This is a genomic window from Streptacidiphilus jeojiensis (genome assembly GCF_042510965.1).
Lineage (GTDB): Bacteria > Actinomycetota > Actinomycetes > Streptomycetales > Streptomycetaceae > Streptacidiphilus > Streptacidiphilus jeojiensis.
On sequence record NZ_JBEUKS010000008.1, the window covers coordinates 382,525 to 399,746 of the forward strand.

Sequence of the window (17,222 nt, forward strand, 5' to 3'; positions counted from 1 at the left end):
GGGCGCGGGGAACTGCGCGGCCAACCACCCCCGACCCGCACCCGAGAATCACACAGCCCCCCGCTGCGCCTCACTCGCATCCCGCAACACCCGCATCAACGAAGCCAACTCCCCCGCCCGCCGCACCCCCAGCGGAGCGAGAAAGTGCTGCCGCAGCGCCACCACGTGCAGCCGCTGCGCCTCCTCCCCAACCGCGACCCCCTGCTCGGTCAGCACCGCGAACACCACCCGGCGGTCCTCCACCGACACCTGGCGCTCGATCAGACCGGCCCGCACCATCCGGTCGGCCAGCTTGGTGAACCCGCCGCTGCTCAGTGCCACGTCATGGGCCAGCTGGGTCATCGGCAACTGCCGCCCCGGCGTCCGCAACAGCCGCAACAGCACCTCGAACCAGGGTCCGGGGATGTCCACCCCGGCCACCGGCCCGACCTGCAGCAGCGGAGTCGTCCGCGCATAGGCCTCGACCACAAGACCCCACCAGGTGACCAGTTCCCGGTCGTCCACCGCTGATTCAGCTGCCATACGGCCAGAGTAGAGGTGCCGACGCTGCTGGCCCTGCCCCCTCCTGATCGTTACTGTGCAGGGCATGGCCGACTACCACGACGATCTCCGCCTCGCCCATGTCCTCGCCGACCACGCCGACTCGGTGACGCTGGAGCGGTTCAAGGCGCTCGATCTGAAGATCGACACCAAGCCGGACCTGACCCCCGTCAGCGACGCCGACAAGGCCGTCGAGGACCTGCTGCGCAACGACCTCAAGCGGGCCCGCCCGCGGGACGGGGTGATGGGCGAGGAGTTCGGCAGCACCGGCCACGGTCCGCGCCGCTGGGTGATCGACCCCATCGACGGGACCAAGAACTACATCAGGGGCGTCCCGGTCTGGGCCACCCTGATCGCGTTGATGGAGCTCGGCGAGGGCGGTGAGCGCCCGGTCGTCGGGATGGTCTCCGCACCCGCCCTGAACCGCCGCTGGTGGGCCGCCAAGGGCACCGGCGCCTTCACCGGGCGCAGCCTGACCAAGGCGTCGCGGATCCAGGTCTCCGACGTGTCCGGCCTGGAGGACGCCTCCTTCGCGTACTCCTCGCTCACCGGCTGGGAGGAGCGCGGCCGGATCGACGCCTTCCTGGAGCTCTCCCGCACCGTCTGGCGCACCCGCGCCTACGGGGACTTCTGGCCCTACATGATGGTGGCCGAGGGCTCCGTGGACATCTGCGCCGAGCCCGAGCTCAGCCTCTGGGACATGGCCGCGACCTGCGTCATCGTCGAGGAGGCCGGCGGCCGCTTCACCGGCCTCGACGGCGTGCCCGGCGTCCACAGCGGCAACGCCGCGGCCTCCAACGGCCTGCTGCACGGCGAGTTGCTGCAGCGACTGGGCTGACCCCGGCGGAACCATCCGCCCTTCAGGTGACGTTGCCCAGGTACGGTTTGGACTGCTCTTTACCTTCCCCCGCCTGGAGGCTCACCGGTGTCCTGGATCAGCGACCATCTGCTGGCGCTCAACGGCACCCTGGTGCTGCTGGCCGTTTTCCTGCTGCCGGCCCTGGAGTCCTCGGTCTTCCTCGGCTTCGTGATCCCCGGCGAGACCGCCGTGGTGATCGGCGGGGTCACCGCCTACAACGGCAGGAACGAGCTGTGGGCGGTGATCGCAGTCGCTATCGCGGGAGCGATCATCGGCGACAGCATCGGCTACGCGGTCGGCAAGCGCTGGGGGGACAGCCTGCTGGGCCGGATCCCGCACCGGCTGATCAAGCCGGCCCATGTGAACCAGAGCAAGGACATGATCGCGCGGCTGGGCGGCCGGGCGGTCTTCGCCGGCCGCTTCGCCGCGGCGCTGCGCGCCCTGGTCCCGGGCCTGTGCGGGGTCTCCGACATGCGGTACCGCACCTTCGCGCTGTGGAACGTGCTCGGCGGGGCGTTCTGGGCCACCGGCTTCGTCCTGCTCGGCTACTTCGCCGGCGCCGGCTGGCACCAGGTGGAGCACTACGCCAGTGTGGCCAGCTGGATCTTCGTCGGCGTCATCGTGGTCGTCATCGGCGGGCTGCTGTACCTCAAGCACCGCGCCGAGAAGCGCGCCTCGGCCCGCTTCGAAGAGGCTCCGGAGGCCCAGGAGGCCGTGCTCGACACGGCGCAGCAGACCAATTAGACCGGGTCCAATTCAGTACATCCACTAACTTCAAACCTGCTCCGACCCCCTGTTATCCTTCCGGGTATGAGTGACCTGCTGGAACGACTCCGGGATCGAGGCTGGCGGCTCACCGCGCAGCGGCGAGTCGTGGCCCAGGTACTCGACGGGGACCACGTCCACTTCACCGCCGACGAGATCCACGCCCGCGCGGTCGCTCTGCTGCCGGAGATCAGCAGGGCGACGGTCTACAACACCCTCGGCGAGCTGGTGACCCTGGGCGAGGTGCTGGAGGTCAGCACCGACGGCCGGGCCAAGCGCTACGACCCCAACGCCCACCACGCCCACCAGCACCTGGTCTGCTCGTCCTGCGGCTCGATCCGCGACGTCCACCCCACCGAGGACCCGATCGCCGCCCTCCCCCCAGCGGAACGTTTCGGCTTCACCATCTCCACCGTGGAAGTGACCTACCGAGGCCTCTGCCCCGACTGCACCTGATCGCGTCGCGCCCCGTCAGGGGCGCGGGGAACTGCGCGGCCGACCACACACCAACCTGACCGGTTGCGAAGACCCACGCCCGACACCCCGCCCAGGTTCCTCCCCCTACGCCGTCAGATCAGCCCGCAACGCCTCGATCAACCGCACCGCCCGCTCGGTGACACCCCCGGGCCCGTACTCCGCCGCCCGCTCGCACCACCGGTGCGCCTGCGCCAGCTCCCCCCGCCGCGCCGCCACCAGCCCAAGCCGCAGCGCCGCCCGCCCGTGCCCGGCGTCGGCCGCCCGGGTGTACCAGAGCATCGCCTCGGACTCGCTCCCCTCCCGTGCCAGCAGCAGCCCCAGGTTGAACGCCGCACTGCGGCTCCCCCCCTCCGCCGCCCTGCGGTACCACTGCTCGGCCGCCACGGTGTCCCCCCGCTCCGCGGCCCGCACGCCGACCCGGACCTGCGCCCGTCCGTGCCCGGCCTCCGCCGCCACCGCGTACCAGCGGTCGACCTCCTCGTCGAACCGCTCCTCCGCGGCCCGCTCCAGCAGCACCGCCAGCCGGAAGGCCGCCTCGGCGGACCCCCGCTCGGCCGCCTGCCGGTACCGGGTGGCGGCCGCAGAAACGTCTCCGCGCCGCTCCTTGGCGACGGCCAGCTGCAGCGCCGCCTCGGCGTGCCCCTGTCCGGCCGCGCGGGCGTACCACTCCTGGGCGTCGTGCTGCTCGCCGCGGCCGGCGTGCAGGATGCCCAGGTTGAAGGCGGCGTCCACGCTCCCGGCCTCGGCCGCCTTGGAGAACCACGGCTCGGCGCCGGGGGTGTCCCCGCGCTGCAGCAGCATCACCGCCAGCGCGTTGCTGGCCTCCCGGTGCCCGGCGTACGCGGCGCGCCGGTACCACTGCTCGGCCTGGGCCTCCCGGCCCTCCGCGGCGCAGAGCAGGCCGAGGTTGAAGGCCCCGTTGTGGTCGCCTGCCTCCAGCGCCACGCGGTACCACTGCTCGGCCATGTCGGTCTCGCCCCAGGACGCGTGCAGCGCGCCCAGCGCGTTGGCGGCGTTGCCGTCGCCGGCCTCGGCGGCCTCGCGCCACCAGTCGGCCGCGGCGACCTCGTCCCCGCCGTCGCGCAGCAGGAAGCCCAGCGCGCAGGCGGCCCGCGGCTCTCCGCCCTGCGCCGACTGCCGGTACCAGCGCGCGGCCTCCTCACGCTCGCCGCGCCGCTCCAGCTGGACGCCCAGCCGCAGCGCGGCCCGGGCGTGGCCGCGCGCCGCCGCCTGGCGGTACCACTGCTCGGCGCCCTCGCCCTCCTTGGACGTCTCCTTGAGCCGGCCCAGGCGGTAGGCCGCCTCGCGGTGCCCGGTCTCCGCCGCGGCGCGGAACCAGCGCTCGGCGCGGACCGTCTCCCTGCGGTGCTCCAGCAGGTCCGCCAGGGCGTAGGCACCACCGGTGTGGCCCTGCTCGGCGGCCTGGTGCAGCCAGTACTCGGATCCCGGCTCGTCGCCGTGGTCGCGCAGGTGCAGGCCGAGGGCGTGCGCCGCCGGCGCACTGCCCGCGACCGCGGCGGCCCGCCACCACTGCGCGGCCTCCTCGCGGTGGCCGCGCTGGTGCAGCAGCACGCCGAGGTTGTTGGCCCCGGCCCTGATCCCGGAGGCGGCGGCGCGGCGCAGATAGGGCTCGGCGTCGTCCGGGTCCCCGCGCCGCAGCAGCATCGCGCCGAGCAGGCTGCTGGCGCCGGGGTCCTCCTCGGCGGCCAGCCGGAGGCGGGCCTCCAGCGCCGCCTCCTCCTGGGCCTCCAGGGCGGACTCGAAGCTGTGCCGGTCCGCGCCGTCGTCCCCGGCGGCCGCCTCGGTCCCGGTCGCGTCGTACGGCGACCGCTCGGGACGTGACGGCTCCGGGCGCGACAGCTCCGGCCGCAGTCCGGCGGCCTCCTGCTCGGCCTCCTCCGCGGCGCCCCGGATGCCCTCGTCGGGACCGTTCGGCACCTCGTCGGGGACGCGTTGCAGGGGCAGCCGTCCGACCTGCGGGTCGTCCTGATCGACGCCCGCTCCTCCTCCAGCGACTACCGACATGTCGACTCCTGCGTCAGCCGGATTCCTGGGCATCCCTGGTACGCATCGGAGCTGACGGCCGTTTTCCGGCCACGCACCGTCCCCCATGGGGTTCATCGTCGCACCACCCGCAACCCGCGTACACCTGGTATACCCCAGCTGATGAGGTTACTTCAGCGCTTTGTCGATATCGCGACACATCAACCTCGCACAGTCGCTACCAGGGCCCGGTGCTGACTCCGTCTCACCGGCGTCACCTGCCCCTCGGGCCCCAGTCTCCCCACTTGAGGCAGTAGTAGACAGACCGTCAGATTCACTACCGGATCGGACGATTGAAGCGACAACCAGATTGCCCTACGGGTCCCGAGCGCCCCGCACCGACCCCCTCGGCACCCTAGTGCTTCGCCTCGTTCCCGCCGATCACCCGTAGGAGTGAGACGCAGGACACACCGTCAGAAATGCGGCCAGGACGCACAGGAGGCCCGGTGCGCTATGCACCGGGCCTCCTGACAAGGAGTAGCGGGGACAGGATTTGAACCTGCGACCTCTGGGTTATGAGCCCAGCGAGCTACCGAGCTGCTCCACCCCGCGTCGTTGTGCCCTCACCCTAGATCACTGGCGACCGGCACCGCAAATCACTTCCGCGGCTGCGGCCTCCGGCCCCGGCCGCAGTCCCGGCAACGGCAGAAGGCCCGGCACCTGGGTGCCGGACCTTCTGACTTCGCGAGTAGCGGGGACAGGATTTGAACCTGCGACCTCTGGGTTATGAGCCCAGCGAGCTACCGAGCTGCTCCACCCCGCGTCGTTGTGTCCTCACCGTAGCACGGGGTGACCCGGCCCGAAGAATCCCTGCTCAGCGGCGGCTGCCCAGCATGTCCTGCTGCAGCGCGAACAGCTCCTGCGGGTACCGCAGCTCGGACTTGAGCTCGTCGTCGAGCGTGGCGTAGGGACGGACCGTGCCCGGGAAGGCCCGCATCCAGGTCCGCAGCACCGGGTCGACGGTGTCCCACTGGTACAGCGCCACCGCCCCGGTCGAGACGTCGACGGTGGCCTTGACCGAGTCGCGGATGTAGTCGACCGCGCCGCCGCCCATCGCGGTGCCGGTCCGCGCGGCGAAGGGATAGCTGTCGCTGGTCGTGTAGCCGTCCACCACCCACTCGGTCCGGCCGCCCACGGTGACCTGGTACGGGCTGGCGCCGGTACGGAGCCAGGGGGCGACGGCCTGCACCCGCTGCCGTGCGTCGTCGGCGGCCACCCGCACCGCCGCCTCCGAGGAGGACCCTGCGGAGGACCCATCGGACGCCCCGGAGGCCGACGGCGACGCCTGCAGCGCCCCGGCCCTGGGCGCGGCCGCCGCGACGTAGCCGCTCATGCCGTACGCGGCCGCGGTTGCGGCGCTGTTCCGGGCCACGTACGGCGCCTCCTTGGCCTGCTCGTCCGGCTTGACCTGGAACTGCTGGACCAGGGCCGGGCAGATCGAGCCGATCAGCACCGAGGAGAAGGCCATCAGGGCCAGCGCGGCCAGCGGCAGCGCCCAGGTCCGGCGCAGCGGGGTCGCCAGGAACAGCACCGCGCAGATGACCGCGATACCGCACATCACCGCCTTGGCTGGCAGCACCGCGTTGGCCTCGGTGTAGCCGATGCCGTTCCAGCCGCCGGCCGCCCGGTCCGCCCCGGCCTTCACCGCCAGCGAGTAGCGGTCCAGCCAGTACGCCACCGCCTTCAGGCCCACCAGCAGGCCGAGCAGCACCCCCAGATGGCCCTGCGCGGGGTAGGACAGCAGCCGGCCCGGGCCCTGCGTCCGGATCCCGCCGTACAGGTAGTGCACCAGCGCCGCGGTGAACGCCGAGACCGCCAGCGCGACCAGGCCGAAGTCGACCAGGAAGCGGTACCAGGGCAGCCGGAAGACGTAGAAGGAGAGGTCCCGGTGGAACTGCGGGTCGGCGCTGCCGAACGAGGTGCTGTTGGCGGCCGCCAGCCAGGTCTTCCAGGCGGCGGCGGCCACCGTCCCCGCCGCCAGCCCGGGCAGCATGGCCACGGCGACCAGCGCCCGGGCCCGGTGCCGGGCCACCGAGGTGCGGTAGCGCTCCAGATGCCGCTGCTCGAAGGACATCGCGCTCAGCGGCGGCCGCAGCCGGTACGCCAGCCAGGCGTTCAGCGCCGTGGCCAGGGCCATCAGCAGGCCGAAGGTCACGAAGAGCATGCCCTGGGTCCGCAGCCGGACCGTGTAGACGCTGGAGAAGCCGACCGACCGGTACCAGACCCGCCCGGTCCACAGGTCGAAGGCGATCAGCGAGAGCAGGAACAGCAGCAGCAGCACGAACACGGTTCCCAGCAGCACCCGGGCAGCAGCACGCACGCCGGTACGTCCACGGAGGACGCCCGGCGGCCTGCAGCCGCCGTGGTCGGGCATCTGGAAGACCAACGCACGCACCTCACGACAGTTCACGACAACGGGTCCTACCGGGCGCGGCGGGAGCAGCACCCCAGAAGGCAACTGAAGGGACCCCGCTTCTGGTTCCCGGCCGCGGCCACCGGCGGCGGTCCGTGATGAGGTCGTAGCCTCCGGCGTGTGAGGATGGATGCCATGTCGGAAACCCTCGAGGAGAGCCTTCCTCCCGCCGCCCGCCCGATCACCCGCGCCGTCCTGGAGATCGACGAATACGCCTCCGGTCTCGGCTGGGACCAGCCCGCGCGGCTGTTCGCCCTGGTGGACACGGCCGCGCTGCTGAAGAACGAGCCGGCGCTGGCCCGCCAGCTCGGACTGGAGCCGGGCACCACGGACCAGTTCACCCCGATCGAGCAGGACGAGGTGCCCAAGGGCACCCCGCTGGACACCTTCCTGGGCACCATCGCCTGGCCCGACGCGGTGGCCGGCTGCGCGCTGGTGGTGGAGCGGCTGATCCTGCCGCCGACCGCCGAGGCCAAGCTGCCGGAGGGCGTCTCGGAGAAGGAGCTGACCGCCTGGGTCGCCAAGCACCCGGAGCGGCAGGAGGTCCGGATGACCGTCGCGGTGCTCCGGGACGGCACCAGGGAGACGGCGCTGCGGCTGCGCCAGAAGGACTCCCCGCGCGAGGTGCTGACCGGCCCCTCGCTGGTCCCCGGACTGGCCGAGGCGCTGCTCACCACCTTCGCCTGATCCGCCGCCGACCCGCTGCCGACGCGCTGCCCGCCCGTCCCGCCTGCGCGGAGCTACTTGCTGCAGGCGGGCAGCGCGGACAGGTCCCCGGAGCGGATGTCGGCCAGGTCCTGCACCGCCTGCGACAGCTTGTCGACCTTGATCAGCCGCAGTCCTGACGGAGTGTCGGCGGCGGCCTCGGAGCAGTTGGACGACGGGGTGAAGAAGTACTGGGCGCCCGCGTTGCGCGCCGCGATGATCTTCATCGAGATGCCGCCGATCGGCCCGACCGTGCCGTCGGCGTCGATGGTGCCGGTCCCCGCGATGAACTTCCCGCCGGTCAGGTCGGTGGACTGGAGCTTGTCGACGATGCCCAGCGAGAACATCAGCCCCGCGCTGGGGCCGCCGACGTCACCCAGGTTGATGTCGATGGCGAACGGGAAGGTGTGCTCGGTGCCCGGCTGGATGCCGACCATCGCCTTGCCGGTGTCCGGGTTCTTCGCCGTGGTGATGGTGACCTGCTGCAGGTCGCTGCTGGTCTTCCCGGGCGGGATGACCGTGAAGACCACGTCCTGCCCCGGCTGGTGCTTGGTGACCTGCGTCGCCACCTGGTCCGGGTCGGTCACCTTGGTGCCGTCCACCGCGACGACGACGTCGCCGGCGTGCAGCTTGCCCACCGAGGGACTGCCCTCGACCACCGCGGACACCACCACCTCGGTGCCGACCGGGATGCCCAGCTGGGTGAGGGCCGCCGCCTTGGCACTGTCCTGGGAGGCCGAGAACTCCTCGGCGTTCTGCGCCTCGGCCTGCTTCTCGGTCTGGTTGTCCGGGTACAGGTTGCTGTGCGGGATCACCGCCTGGTCGTGCCGCAGCCAGCCGGTGACCGCCTCCACCAGGTTCAGCGTGTAGTCCGCGCTGGTCACCTCGACCGTGGTCATGTTGAGGTTCCCGGAGGTCGGGTAGGTCTTGCGGCCGCTGATGGTGATCACCTGCTTGCCGTTCTGGGTGCCCAGCGTGTTGTACGTCGGGCCCGGACTCATCTCCGAGTAGGGCACCTTGATCAGCACGGCGGCACAGAACAGCGCTATCAGCAGCAGCGTGGAGGCGAGCATCGTCGCGGAGCGGCGTGGCATGGCACGACACTACGGGACGTGATCCCCGGCCCGCCCGGCGGACTGCTGCTCCCGGGTACGGCCCGGACCCGGAACCGGGCACCGCGCCTAGGACTTGGGCGGGTTGGTGCCCCGTTCCATGGCCTCGCGGAAGCGCTGATGCCCCGCCAGCGAGTCGTGGTCACCGGTCGTCCTGGTCCTCCCGGACCAGATCACCCAGAGGGTGGCGAGGACCCCGGCCACTACGGGGATGACCAACCATGCGAGAGCGCCCATGTCGTACTCCCAGCTCATCGTCTGTCAGAGCAGACTATCCGCTCATCGTGACAACGATCGCGGGGCCGTTCGGGTCACGTCCCAGCAGCCGCCCGGGCCGGCGGCGACGCGACCGGTCCGGCAGGGGGACCGTTCGGGTGACGACGCGTCACCGGTCGGCGGCCCGCAGGCCGGACGGCGGGCGGCGTCAGCAGGAGGCGACCCACTCCTCGGTGCCGTCGGCGAAGTGCTGGTGCTTCCAGATCGGGACGGTGTGCTTGAGGTCGTCGATCAGCCGGCGGCAGGCCTCGAACGCCTCGCCGCGGTGCGCGCAGGACACGGCGACGATCACCGCGGCATCCGTCACCTGCAGCCTGCCGACCCGGTGCACCGCGGCCAGGGCGACCACCGGGAAGTCGGCGACGACCTTCTCGGCGACCCGGCGCAGCTCCTGTTCGGCGCTGGGATGGGCGCTGTACTCCAGCGCGGTGACCGGCCTGCCGCCGTCGTGGTCGCGCACCGTTCCGACGAACAGCGCCGTACCCCCGGCGTAGGCGTCCCCCACGGCGGCGTGCACCTCGTCCAGGGAGAGCGGGGTCTCGCGCAGCGCGAGCAGGCGGATCGGGTCGGCGGCAGCGGCTTCCTTCATACCGTCCATCATGACCGATCGCGGCAACACCCTCCGCATCGATTCCGCATCGCGGATATTACATTCCACGTAAGAATTGGTTCTGGGATCTAGATCCGCCGCCGCTTGCGCGCCCTGCGCACCAGGGCCGCCGTGCCGACCAGCGCCACCGTGGCACCCGCGGCGCCCAGCGTGGTGGCTGCGTCCTTGCCGCCGAGCCTGCGCCCGGCCACCGCGTGGTTGCCGGAGACCTGCTCCAGCAGCTCCCCCAGCACCTCCTCGTTGGTGTGCAGCGGACGCCACCCCGCTTCGTGCAGCCTGCTGCCGGACACCACCCAGGGGTACATGGTGTAGGCCAGGTCCCCGGCCGGGGCCGGGGTCAGCCCGAGCCGGTGCAGCCGGGCCGCGGTGCCCAGGGCCAGCGAGGCCGGGAGCTCCATCCGGCGGATGCCGGTGATCTCCTCGACCTCCTCCTGCTCCAGCCAGCCGTCGCAGCCGACCGTGACCTCGCCCTCGACCAGGCCGAGCGCCGCGTACTCCAGTGCCGCCGTCAGATCGTCCACGTGGCAGAACTGCCAGCACGGCCGGGAGCCCGCGACCACCAGCAGCCGGGGGGCCTCGAAGTGGCGGGTGAGCACGGTGTCCACGCCGGGGCCCACCACGACCGCGGGGCGCAGCACGGTCACCGACAGGCCGGGGTGCGCGTGCGGCGCGCGCCGGCCGAGCCGCTCGATCTCCAGCAGGTCCCCGACCAGGGAGGCCTCCTCGGTGGCGCGCAGCGGAGCGTCCTCGTCCAGCGGGACCTCGTTGTCGTCCAGCGCCCCGTAGACCATGGCGGAGGTGCACAGGACCACCCGGTGCACCCCGGCCGCGGCCGCGGCGGTGAGCACCGTCTGCGTCCCGCGCACGTTGTAGGCGCTGCGGGTCTTGGGGTCGGTGTCCATGCCCAGGTCCTGGGCCAGGTGCACCACCACGTCGACGCCGGTCAGCCGCTCGGCCACGGCCGGGTCCCGGACGTCCAGGACCCGCCACTGCACTCCGGGCACGTCGCCGCGGCGCTCGTCGATCGCCAGCACCCGCTTCACCGCGGTCGAGGCGGCGAGCCTGGCGGCCAGCCTGCTGCCGATGCCGGAGGCCGCGCCGGTGACGGCGACCACGAGCGGCGGCCCGTCGTACTCGGGCGCCGCGACCTCCGCGTCCGCCGGGCCGTACTGCTCGACGGTCGGCCCATCGGCGGTCAGCCCAGAGCGAACGTGCGAAGGTGGGGAACTCACCGGCTCTCCTTCACGGTTAATTTTGATGCGTACGTGTGATGCGTACGTGCGTGTCACGTATCGACCATCCTGCCCGAGGCAAGGGTGCGGCGGTGCACCCGGCACGGTGGTGCCCGGCAGTGACCGGAAACCACCCGCCCCGTTGCAGCCGCCGCGGGCCCGGGCGCACCCTCCCCGCCGCTCGGACGCGACGGCCGACGAGATCGAGGCAGCTCGTGAACGACTTCCCCTTCGGCTTCGGCCCCACAGGCAGCAACGAGCCTGATGAGGGACCCGAGGACGGCAAGGAGAGCGGCAAGGGCTCCGGCTCGGGCGGCTCAGGATCAGGCTCGGGGTCGGACTCCGGATCGGGGTCGGGCTCCGGATCGGTACCGGGTTCGGGTTCCGGCGGATCGGGCCCGGGCGGCCCGGCCAACCCGTTCGGGTTCTTCGGCGGTCTGCCCGGGATGCCCGGCGGCGGATCGGGCAATCCGCTCGAAGGCCTCTTCGGCGCGATGAACCCCGGTGACCTGGGGGCGGCCTTCCAGCAGCTGGGCCAGATGCTCTCGTTCGACGGCGGCCCGGTGAACTGGGACCTCGCCAAGGACCTGGCCCGGCAGGCGGTGGTGCAGGGCGCCGAGGACGGCTCGAAGGACCGTTCGGTGGGTGAGGCCGAGCGGACCGCGGTCGCCGAGGCGATGCGGCTCGCCGAACTCTGGCTGGACTCCGCCACCTCGCTCGCGGTGGGCGCCAACAGCGCGGTCGCCTGGAGCCGGGCGGAGTGGATCGAGGCCACCCTGCCGGCCTGGAAGGAACTGGTCGACCCGGTGGCCGAGCGGGTCGCCAACGCCATGGGCGGGGTGGTGCCCGAGGAGATGCAGGCCATGGCCGGCCCGCTGCTCGGGGTGATGCGCAGCATGGGCGGCGCGATGTTCGGCTCGCAGATCGGCCAGGCGCTGGGCGCGCTGGCCGCCGAGGTGGTCGGCTCCAGCGATGTCGGCCTGCCGCTCGGCCCGGCCGGCAAGGCCGCGCTGCTGCCGCAGAACATCGAGGCCTTCGGCGAGGGGCTGGAGGTGCCGGCCGACGAGATCCGGCTGTACCTGGCCCTGCGCGAGGCCGCCCACCAGCGGCTCTTCGCCCATGTCCCGTGGCTGCGGCAGCACCTCTTCGGCGCCGTCGAGGCCTATGCCCGCGGGATCAAGGTCGACGCGAGCCGGCTGGAGGACCTGGTCGGCCAGATCGACCCGAGCAACCCGGAGTCCATGCAGGAGGCGATGGCCGGCGGTCTGTTCCAGCCCGAGGACACCCCCGAGCAGAAGGCCGCGCTGGCTCGCCTGGAGACCGCGCTGGCCCTGGTCGAGGGCTGGGTGGACGCGGTGGTGCACGCCGCAGCGGCCCCGCACCTGCCGCACGCCGCCGCGCTGCGGGAGACCCTGCGCCGCCGCCGGGCCACCGGCGGGCCGGCCGAGCAGACCTTCGCCACCCTGGTCGGGCTGGAGCTGCGGCCGCGCCGGCTGCGGGACGCCGCCCGGCTGTGGGCCTCGCTCGCCGACGCCCGGGGCACCGACGGCCGGGACGCCCTGTGGGAGCACCCCGACATGCTGCCGACCACCAAGGACCTGGACGACCCGGACGGCTTCGTGCACCGCGACGACCAGTCCGCCGCCGAGGACGGCATCGACTTCAGCAAGCTGGACGAGATGCTGGGCAAGGCCGCTGCCGCCGACGACAGGAACGCCGGCAAGGACGAGCACGGCGACGACGGCGGCAAGGACGACCAGGGCGACGGGGGGAAGGCGTGAGCGGTCAGCTGCATGCCGACACGGTCCGCACCCTGCGGGAGTGGGCCGCTCCCGACGACGAGGAGGAACTGCTCCGGCGCGACTACCTCGACCACCTGGAGGCCCGGCCGGAGGGGGTCTGGCGGTCCTGCCGCCCGGCGCACATCACCGCGAGTGCGCTGGTGGTGGACGTCGAACGCGGGCGCGTGCTGCTGACGCTGCATCCGAAGGTGGGGCTCTGGCTCCAGCTCGGCGGCCACTGCGAGCCCGAGGACGACACGCTGGCCGGGGCGGCCCTCCGGGAAGCCGTCGAGGAGTCGGGGATCGCATCGGGCCTGACGCCGTATCCGGTCGGCGCCCCCGCCCCGGTGAAGCTGGACCGCCATGCGGTCCGCTGCGCCGGCAAGGACCAGCCCGAGAACACCCATCTCGACGTCCAGTACCTGGTCCTGGCCCCGCCGGACGCGGTGGAGCGGATCAGCGAGGAGTCACTGGAGCTGCGCTGGTTCGGCTACGACGAACTGCCCGAGCTGACCGACAGGTCGGTGCGGGTCCTGGTGGCACGGGCCCGCAAGCTGCTGGGCTGAGCCGGCCGGGGCACTGAACCGCCCCGGTCCGGAGTCTCAGCCGCAGTCGCCGAGGCCCTGCGGCTCGGACTCCTGCCGGGGTCCGGGCACGTGCGGCAGGCGGGCCGCCGCCACCACGCCCTCCAGGTATCCGCGGGCCCGCTCGGTACGCGGATACCCGGCGAGCAGCGCCCAGAACCGGGGGCCGTGGTCGGCCACCAGCAGATGCGCCAGCTCGTGCAGCAGCACGTACTCGACGACGTACTCGGGCATCCCCTGCAGCCGGTGGGACAGCCTGATGGTGCCCTCCACCGGGGTGCAGGAGCCCCAGCGGGTGTTCTGGTTGGTGACCCAGCGAACGCTCACCGGGACGGCCCGGCCGTCCAGGTAACGGGACGAGAGGTCGGCGGCCCGGGTCACCAGGGCGTCGTCGCCGAGGACCTGGCGACTCTCCTGAGCTGCGAGTTTGTCCAGCATCTGGGCGACCCAGCGCTTCTCCTCGGCCGCCGACATCCGGGCCGGGATCAGCACCACGGTCCGGTCGCCCTCGCGATAGGCGGACACGGTGCGGCTGCGGCGTGCGCTCCGGCGCACCTCTACGTCCTGCGCCGCGGCGCTCTCCCCCGAGGCTTCCGGAGCGCGCCGACGCGGCACAGGAGGACGGGAATCCGGTCCGGCTGCCACCCGCCAGACGTTACCCGGTGGCAGTGACAGAAGTCCTCCCTCCTGGCCGAATTGAGACCCCAGCGTCGGCGGTCTCACACCCTTAAATCCGGACAGATCTCGCCAGATCCGACAGACCGGTCCACAGTTCCTCCGATCATCATCCCGAGGCTGTGGATAACTTTCCGCACGATCGAGCCGTCCCGGGCATGCTCGGGGCACCGAAGAACCGCCGCGAACCACGGAGGAGTGCCATGCGCCCCTGCCTCAAACCCGCTCTGCGCCGGGCCTGGCGCGACCGCAGCACGCTGCAGTTCGGCGTCGGCCGGGCGCACACCTCCCTGGTCACCGCGGCCGATCCGGGCGAGGCCGCTTTCCTGGACCTGCTCGACGGCACCAGGGAGCTGCCGGCCCTGGCCGACGAGGCGGCCAGGCTGGGGATCCCGCCGGAACGGGTCGACAGTCTGCTGTCCGAGCTGGGCGCCTCCAGCGTGCTGGACGACACCTCGGCCCATCGCGACCTGCTGGAACTCCCCCCGCCGGAACTGGCCCGGCTGCAGCCCGACCTCGCCGCGCTCTCACTGGCGCACCCGGCCCCCGGCAGCGCCCCGGCACTGCTGCTGGCCCGGCGCAGGGCCAGGGTCCAGGTCCGCGGGGCCGGCCGGATCGGCGCGGCCGTCGCCGCGGTCCTGGCCGCGGCCGGGGTCGGCCAGGTGGAGGTGGTGGACGGGGGTCGGGTCAGGGAGCAGGACACCTCGCCCTGCGGACTGCTGGTCGGCGACACCGGCCGCTACCGGGCCGCGGCCGCCCGGGCGGCGGTGCGCCGGGCCGCCCCCGGGCGCCCGGACGACCGCAGCGGCGGCGAGGACGGCGACCGCGCTCCCGACCTGGTCGTGGTGGCGCCGCGCGGGGACTCCGCCGGGCTGCTCGCCGACCCGGAGGTCGGCCGGGAACTGCTCACCTCCGGCATCCCGCACCTCTACGCCGGGGTGCTGGAGACCCTGGGCACGGTGGGCCCGTTCGTCCTGCCCGGCAGCACCGGCTGTGGCCGCTGCCTCTCCCTGCACCGGGCCGACGAGGACCCGGCCTGGCCCCGGCTGCTGGCGCAGCACTGCTCGGGGCGGAACGGCGGACCCGGCAGCGGGGGCAGCGGCGGCAGCGCCCCCTGCGACACCGCTCTCGCCACGACGGTGGCCGGGCTGGCCGCCCTGCACTGCCTGATGTTCCTCGACGGCGGATCACCCCCTAGCCTGGGCGGGTGGGCCGAGGTCTCCATGGTGGACGGCTCGATGCGGCGCCGACCGCTCGACCCGCACCCGGACTGCGGCTGCCGCTGGGCCGACCGAAGCACTGGGGGACAATGATGGCAACCCTCGCCCATCGACTGGGAGGCATGCGTGAGCGATCTTCCGCGTAAAGCCGTGACCCGTACGGCCAAGCTCGCCGCCCTCCCGCTGGGGATGGCGGGTCGGGCCACGCTGGGCCTCGGCAAGCGCATCGGCGGTCGCCCGGCCGACGTCGTCGCCGCCGAGATGCAGCAGCGCACCGCCGACCAGTTGTTCCGCGTCCTCGGCGAGCTCAAGGGCGGGGCGATGAAATTCGGCCAGGCCCTGTCGGTCTTCGAGGCCGCGCTCCCCGAGGAGGTGGCCGGACCCTACCGGGCCGCGCTGACCAAGCTGCAGGAGGCCGCGCCGCCGATGCCGGCCGGCTCCGTCCACACCGTGCTCGCCGAGCGGCTCGGTTCGGACTGGCGCGATCTGTTCCTGGAGTTCGACGACAAGCCGGCCGCCGCCGCCTCGATCGGCCAGGTGCACCATGCGATCTGGCACGACGGCCGCGAGGTCGCGGTGAAGGTGCAGTACCCCGGGGCCGGCGACGCACTGCTCTCGGATCTGACCCAGCTCGGCCGGGTGGCCCGGCTGATCGGGCCGCTGATCCCCGGGCTCGATGTGAAGCCGCTGATCAGCGAGCTGCGCAACCGGGTCACCGAGGAGTTGGACTACGGCCTGGAGGCGCAGTCCCAGCGGATCCACGCCGAGGAGTTCGCCGACGACTGGGACATCCGGGTCCCCGGTGTGGTGGCCCAGGGCGACCAGGTCCTGGTCACCGAGTGGATGGACGGCGTCCCGCTGTCCGAGGTGATCAGCAACGGCACCCGGGAGCAGCGCGACCGGGCCGGGCAGCTGCTGGCCCGCTTCCTCTTCGCCGGACCCGCCCGTACCGGACTGCTGCACGCCGATCCGCACCCGGGCAACTTCCGGCTGCTGGTCGACGACGGCCCGGCCGAGGACTGGCGGCTGGGCGTGCTGGACTTCGGCACCGTGGACCGGCTGCCCGAGGGGCTGCCGCTGCCGATAGGCACCGCCCTGCGGATGGCGCTCGCCGGGGACGCCGCCGGGGTGCTGGAGATGCTGCGGCAGGAGGGCTTCGTCAAGGCGTCGATCGACCTCGACCCGGCGGCCGTGCTCGACTACGTGCTGCCGATCATCGAGCCGGCCGCGGTCGACGACTTCCACTTCACCCGCAGCTGGATGCGCTCGCAGGCGGCCCGGGTCGGCGACCCGCGCTCGCCCGCCTACGCCCTGGGCCGCCAGCTGAACCTGCCGCCGGCCTACCTGCTGATCCACCGGGTGACCCTGAGCACCATCGGCGTGCTCTGCCAGTTGGACGCGACCGCACGGCTGCGCGGCGAGCTGCTGGAGTGGCTGCCGGGCTTCGCCGAGGCCGAGGACTGGGCCGAGGCCGACGCCTGAGGGCTCGCCGACAGCCCGCAGGCCCGGAACCGCGGTGGGTTCCGGGCCTGCTCGGTAGTGATGTGGTGTGTGTCGTGCGTACTGCTCTTCTGACTGCTGTTCTCGTGGGTACTGCTGTTACTGCATGACCACGGCGGCGAGCGCCTTGCGCGCCTTCAGGGTCATCCGCTCGGCGCGCTGTCTGAGCTGGACGGCGCGCACCAGCCGTTCGTGCTCGGCCTCCTGGAGGCGTTGCTGAGTATGGAGACGAGCCAGGGCTTCGGGCATGAGTTGCATGTGGAGGGTCCTCAGGGGAGTGGTGGCCGGGTCGGTACCCGGGCGGGTGTCGGTGGCGGAGCTGCTGGGCTGGGACATCAGGGCCTGCTTGTCGGACGTCGGATCGATGGACGGATGGAAGGCTGCGGGTGCGGCCTGGTCGGACTTGGCGGTTGCCTCCCGCACGGACCTC

Annotated in this window: 17 protein-coding genes and 2 tRNA genes; 8 read left to right on the forward strand and 11 right to left on the reverse strand. The window is 72.7% G+C overall.

Translation table 11 applies throughout. The features are described 5' to 3' along the window. Window positions 1–48: 48 nt before the first annotated feature. Window positions 49–522, reverse strand: coding sequence for a MarR family winged helix-turn-helix transcriptional regulator (locus ABUW04_RS23905; RefSeq protein ID WP_030257519.1), 474 nt, complete (start codon window positions 520–522; stop codon window positions 49–51). A gap of 64 nt (window positions 523–586) precedes the next feature. Between ABUW04_RS23905 and hisN the strand changes: the two genes are divergently transcribed. The 3 genes from hisN (at window position 587) to ABUW04_RS23920 (ending at window position 2,620) form a co-directional block, all read left to right on the forward strand. Further along, window positions 587–1,378 (forward strand): histidinol-phosphatase, encoded by a 792-nt coding sequence (gene hisN / locus ABUW04_RS23910; RefSeq protein WP_030257522.1) that lies wholly within the window; start codon window positions 587–589, stop codon window positions 1,376–1,378. 87 nt (window positions 1,379–1,465) lie between these two features. Then, on the forward strand, window positions 1,466–2,143 hold the full coding sequence (locus tag ABUW04_RS23915) for a DedA family protein (protein WP_380566530.1): 678 nt from the start codon (window positions 1,466–1,468) through the stop codon (window positions 2,141–2,143). Window positions 2,144–2,209: 66 nt separating this feature from the next. After that, window positions 2,210–2,620 (forward strand): Fur family transcriptional regulator, encoded by a 411-nt coding sequence (locus ABUW04_RS23920; RefSeq protein WP_030257528.1) that lies wholly within the window; start codon window positions 2,210–2,212, stop codon window positions 2,618–2,620. A 105-nt stretch (window positions 2,621–2,725) separates the two neighbouring features. On the opposite strand, the gene ABUW04_RS23925 is transcribed toward ABUW04_RS23920, so the two are convergent. The 4 genes from ABUW04_RS23925 to ABUW04_RS23940 form a co-directional block, all read right to left on the reverse strand. Beyond that, window positions 2,726–4,666: a tetratricopeptide repeat protein gene (locus tag ABUW04_RS23925; RefSeq protein ID WP_380566531.1), complete on the reverse strand. Its 1,941-nt coding sequence runs from the start codon at window positions 4,664–4,666 to the stop codon at window positions 2,726–2,728. A 496-nt stretch (window positions 4,667–5,162) separates the two neighbouring features. Beyond that, a tRNA-Met gene (locus tag ABUW04_RS23930) sits at window positions 5,163–5,236 on the reverse strand. A 137-nt stretch (window positions 5,237–5,373) separates the two neighbouring features. Next, window positions 5,374–5,447: transfer RNA gene (locus tag ABUW04_RS23935), tRNA-Met, on the reverse strand. 51 nt (window positions 5,448–5,498) lie between these two features. Next, on the reverse strand, window positions 5,499–7,004 hold the full coding sequence (locus ABUW04_RS23940; RefSeq protein ID WP_380566532.1) for a UPF0182 family protein: 1,506 nt from the start codon (window positions 7,002–7,004) through the stop codon (window positions 5,499–5,501). Between the two features lie 228 nt (window positions 7,005–7,232). Here ABUW04_RS23940 and ABUW04_RS23945 point away from each other — a divergent pair, with 228 nt between their 5' ends. Then, entirely contained in the window at window positions 7,233–7,784 is a 552-nt protein-coding gene (locus ABUW04_RS23945) for a PPA1309 family protein (RefSeq protein WP_030257539.1), read from the forward strand. Window positions 7,785–7,837: 53 nt separating this feature from the next. Here ABUW04_RS23945 and ABUW04_RS23950 read toward each other — a convergent pair whose 3' ends face one another. The 4 genes from ABUW04_RS23950 to ABUW04_RS23965 all read right to left on the reverse strand — a co-directional run bounded on the left by ABUW04_RS23950 (window position 7,838) and on the right by ABUW04_RS23965 (window position 10,915). Beyond that, window positions 7,838–8,896: a YlbL family protein gene (locus ABUW04_RS23950; protein ID WP_030257542.1), complete on the reverse strand. Its 1,059-nt coding sequence runs from the start codon at window positions 8,894–8,896 to the stop codon at window positions 7,838–7,840. Window positions 8,897–8,983: 87 nt separating this feature from the next. Continuing rightward, window positions 8,984–9,151, reverse strand: a complete 168-nt coding sequence (locus ABUW04_RS23955) for a hypothetical protein (protein ID WP_198037524.1) — start codon at window positions 9,149–9,151, stop codon at window positions 8,984–8,986. A 187-nt stretch (window positions 9,152–9,338) separates the two neighbouring features. Beyond that, a complete protein-coding gene (locus tag ABUW04_RS23960; RefSeq protein ID WP_232242328.1) occupies window positions 9,339–9,779 on the reverse strand; it encodes a molybdenum cofactor biosynthesis protein MoaE in 441 nt (146 codons plus the stop codon). An 89-nt stretch (window positions 9,780–9,868) separates the two neighbouring features. After that, a complete protein-coding gene (locus tag ABUW04_RS23965; protein WP_232242369.1) occupies window positions 9,869–10,915 on the reverse strand; it encodes an NAD-dependent epimerase/dehydratase family protein in 1,047 nt (348 codons plus the stop codon). Window positions 10,916–11,247: 332 nt separating this feature from the next. Between ABUW04_RS23965 and ABUW04_RS23970 the strand changes: the two genes are divergently transcribed. After that, complete coding sequence (locus tag ABUW04_RS23970) at window positions 11,248–12,813, forward strand: zinc-dependent metalloprotease (protein WP_380566533.1); 1,566 nt, start codon at window positions 11,248–11,250, stop codon at window positions 12,811–12,813. Next, entirely contained in the window at window positions 12,810–13,379 is a 570-nt protein-coding gene (locus tag ABUW04_RS23975) for an NUDIX hydrolase (RefSeq protein WP_232242330.1), read from the forward strand. Before ABUW04_RS23970 ends, ABUW04_RS23975 begins: the two co-directional genes overlap by 4 nt. Window positions 13,380–13,415: 36 nt before the next feature. Here the strand turns inward: ABUW04_RS23975 and ABUW04_RS23980 are convergent, their stop codons facing one another. After that, window positions 13,416–14,012 carry a M48 metallopeptidase family protein gene (locus tag ABUW04_RS23980; RefSeq protein ID WP_051725621.1) on the reverse strand — a complete coding sequence of 199 codons (597 nt, stop codon included), beginning with the start codon at window positions 14,010–14,012 and terminating at the stop codon, window positions 13,416–13,418. Window positions 14,013–14,275: 263 nt separating this feature from the next. On the opposite strand from ABUW04_RS23980, the gene ABUW04_RS23985 reads away from it, so the two are divergent. Further along, a complete protein-coding gene (locus ABUW04_RS23985) occupies window positions 14,276–15,385 on the forward strand; it encodes a ThiF family adenylyltransferase (protein WP_380566534.1) in 1,110 nt (369 codons plus the stop codon). 33 nt (window positions 15,386–15,418) lie between these two features. Continuing rightward, window positions 15,419–16,774 (forward strand): ABC1 kinase family protein, encoded by a 1,356-nt coding sequence (locus ABUW04_RS23990; RefSeq protein ID WP_030257555.1) that lies wholly within the window; start codon window positions 15,419–15,421, stop codon window positions 16,772–16,774. A gap of 117 nt (window positions 16,775–16,891) precedes the next feature. On the opposite strand, the gene ABUW04_RS23995 is transcribed toward ABUW04_RS23990, so the two are convergent. Then, on the reverse strand, window positions 16,892–17,215 hold the full coding sequence (locus ABUW04_RS23995; protein WP_380566535.1) for a hypothetical protein: 324 nt from the start codon (window positions 17,213–17,215) through the stop codon (window positions 16,892–16,894). Between the last annotated feature and the right edge of the window lie 7 nt (window positions 17,216–17,222).

What these genes read in the sequence shown, in the direction of transcription:
- hisN (WP_030257522.1), top strand. Translation starts at nt 587, where the DNA reads ATGGCCGACTACCACGACGATCTCCGCCTCGCCCATGTCCTCGCCGAC.
- ABUW04_RS23960 (WP_232242328.1), bottom strand. Translation starts at nt 9,779, where the DNA reads ATGAAGGAAGCCGCTGCCGCCGACCCGATCCGCCTGCTCGCGCTGCGC.
- ABUW04_RS23920 (WP_030257528.1), top strand. Translation starts at nt 2,210, where the DNA reads ATGAGTGACCTGCTGGAACGACTCCGGGATCGAGGCTGGCGGCTCACC.
- ABUW04_RS23985 (WP_380566534.1), top strand. Translation starts at nt 14,276, where the DNA reads ATGCGCCCCTGCCTCAAACCCGCTCTGCGCCGGGCCTGGCGCGACCGC.
- ABUW04_RS23925 (WP_380566531.1), bottom strand. Translation starts at nt 4,666, where the DNA reads ATGTCGGTAGTCGCTGGAGGAGGAGCGGGCGTCGATCAGGACGACCCG.
- ABUW04_RS23955 (WP_198037524.1), bottom strand. Translation starts at nt 9,151, where the DNA reads ATGGGCGCTCTCGCATGGTTGGTCATCCCCGTAGTGGCCGGGGTCCTC.
- ABUW04_RS23905 (WP_030257519.1), bottom strand. Translation starts at nt 522, where the DNA reads ATGGCAGCTGAATCAGCGGTGGACGACCGGGAACTGGTCACCTGGTGG.
- ABUW04_RS23950 (WP_030257542.1), bottom strand. Translation starts at nt 8,896, where the DNA reads ATGCCACGCCGCTCCGCGACGATGCTCGCCTCCACGCTGCTGCTGATA.
- ABUW04_RS23945 (WP_030257539.1), top strand. Translation starts at nt 7,233, where the DNA reads ATGTCGGAAACCCTCGAGGAGAGCCTTCCTCCCGCCGCCCGCCCGATC.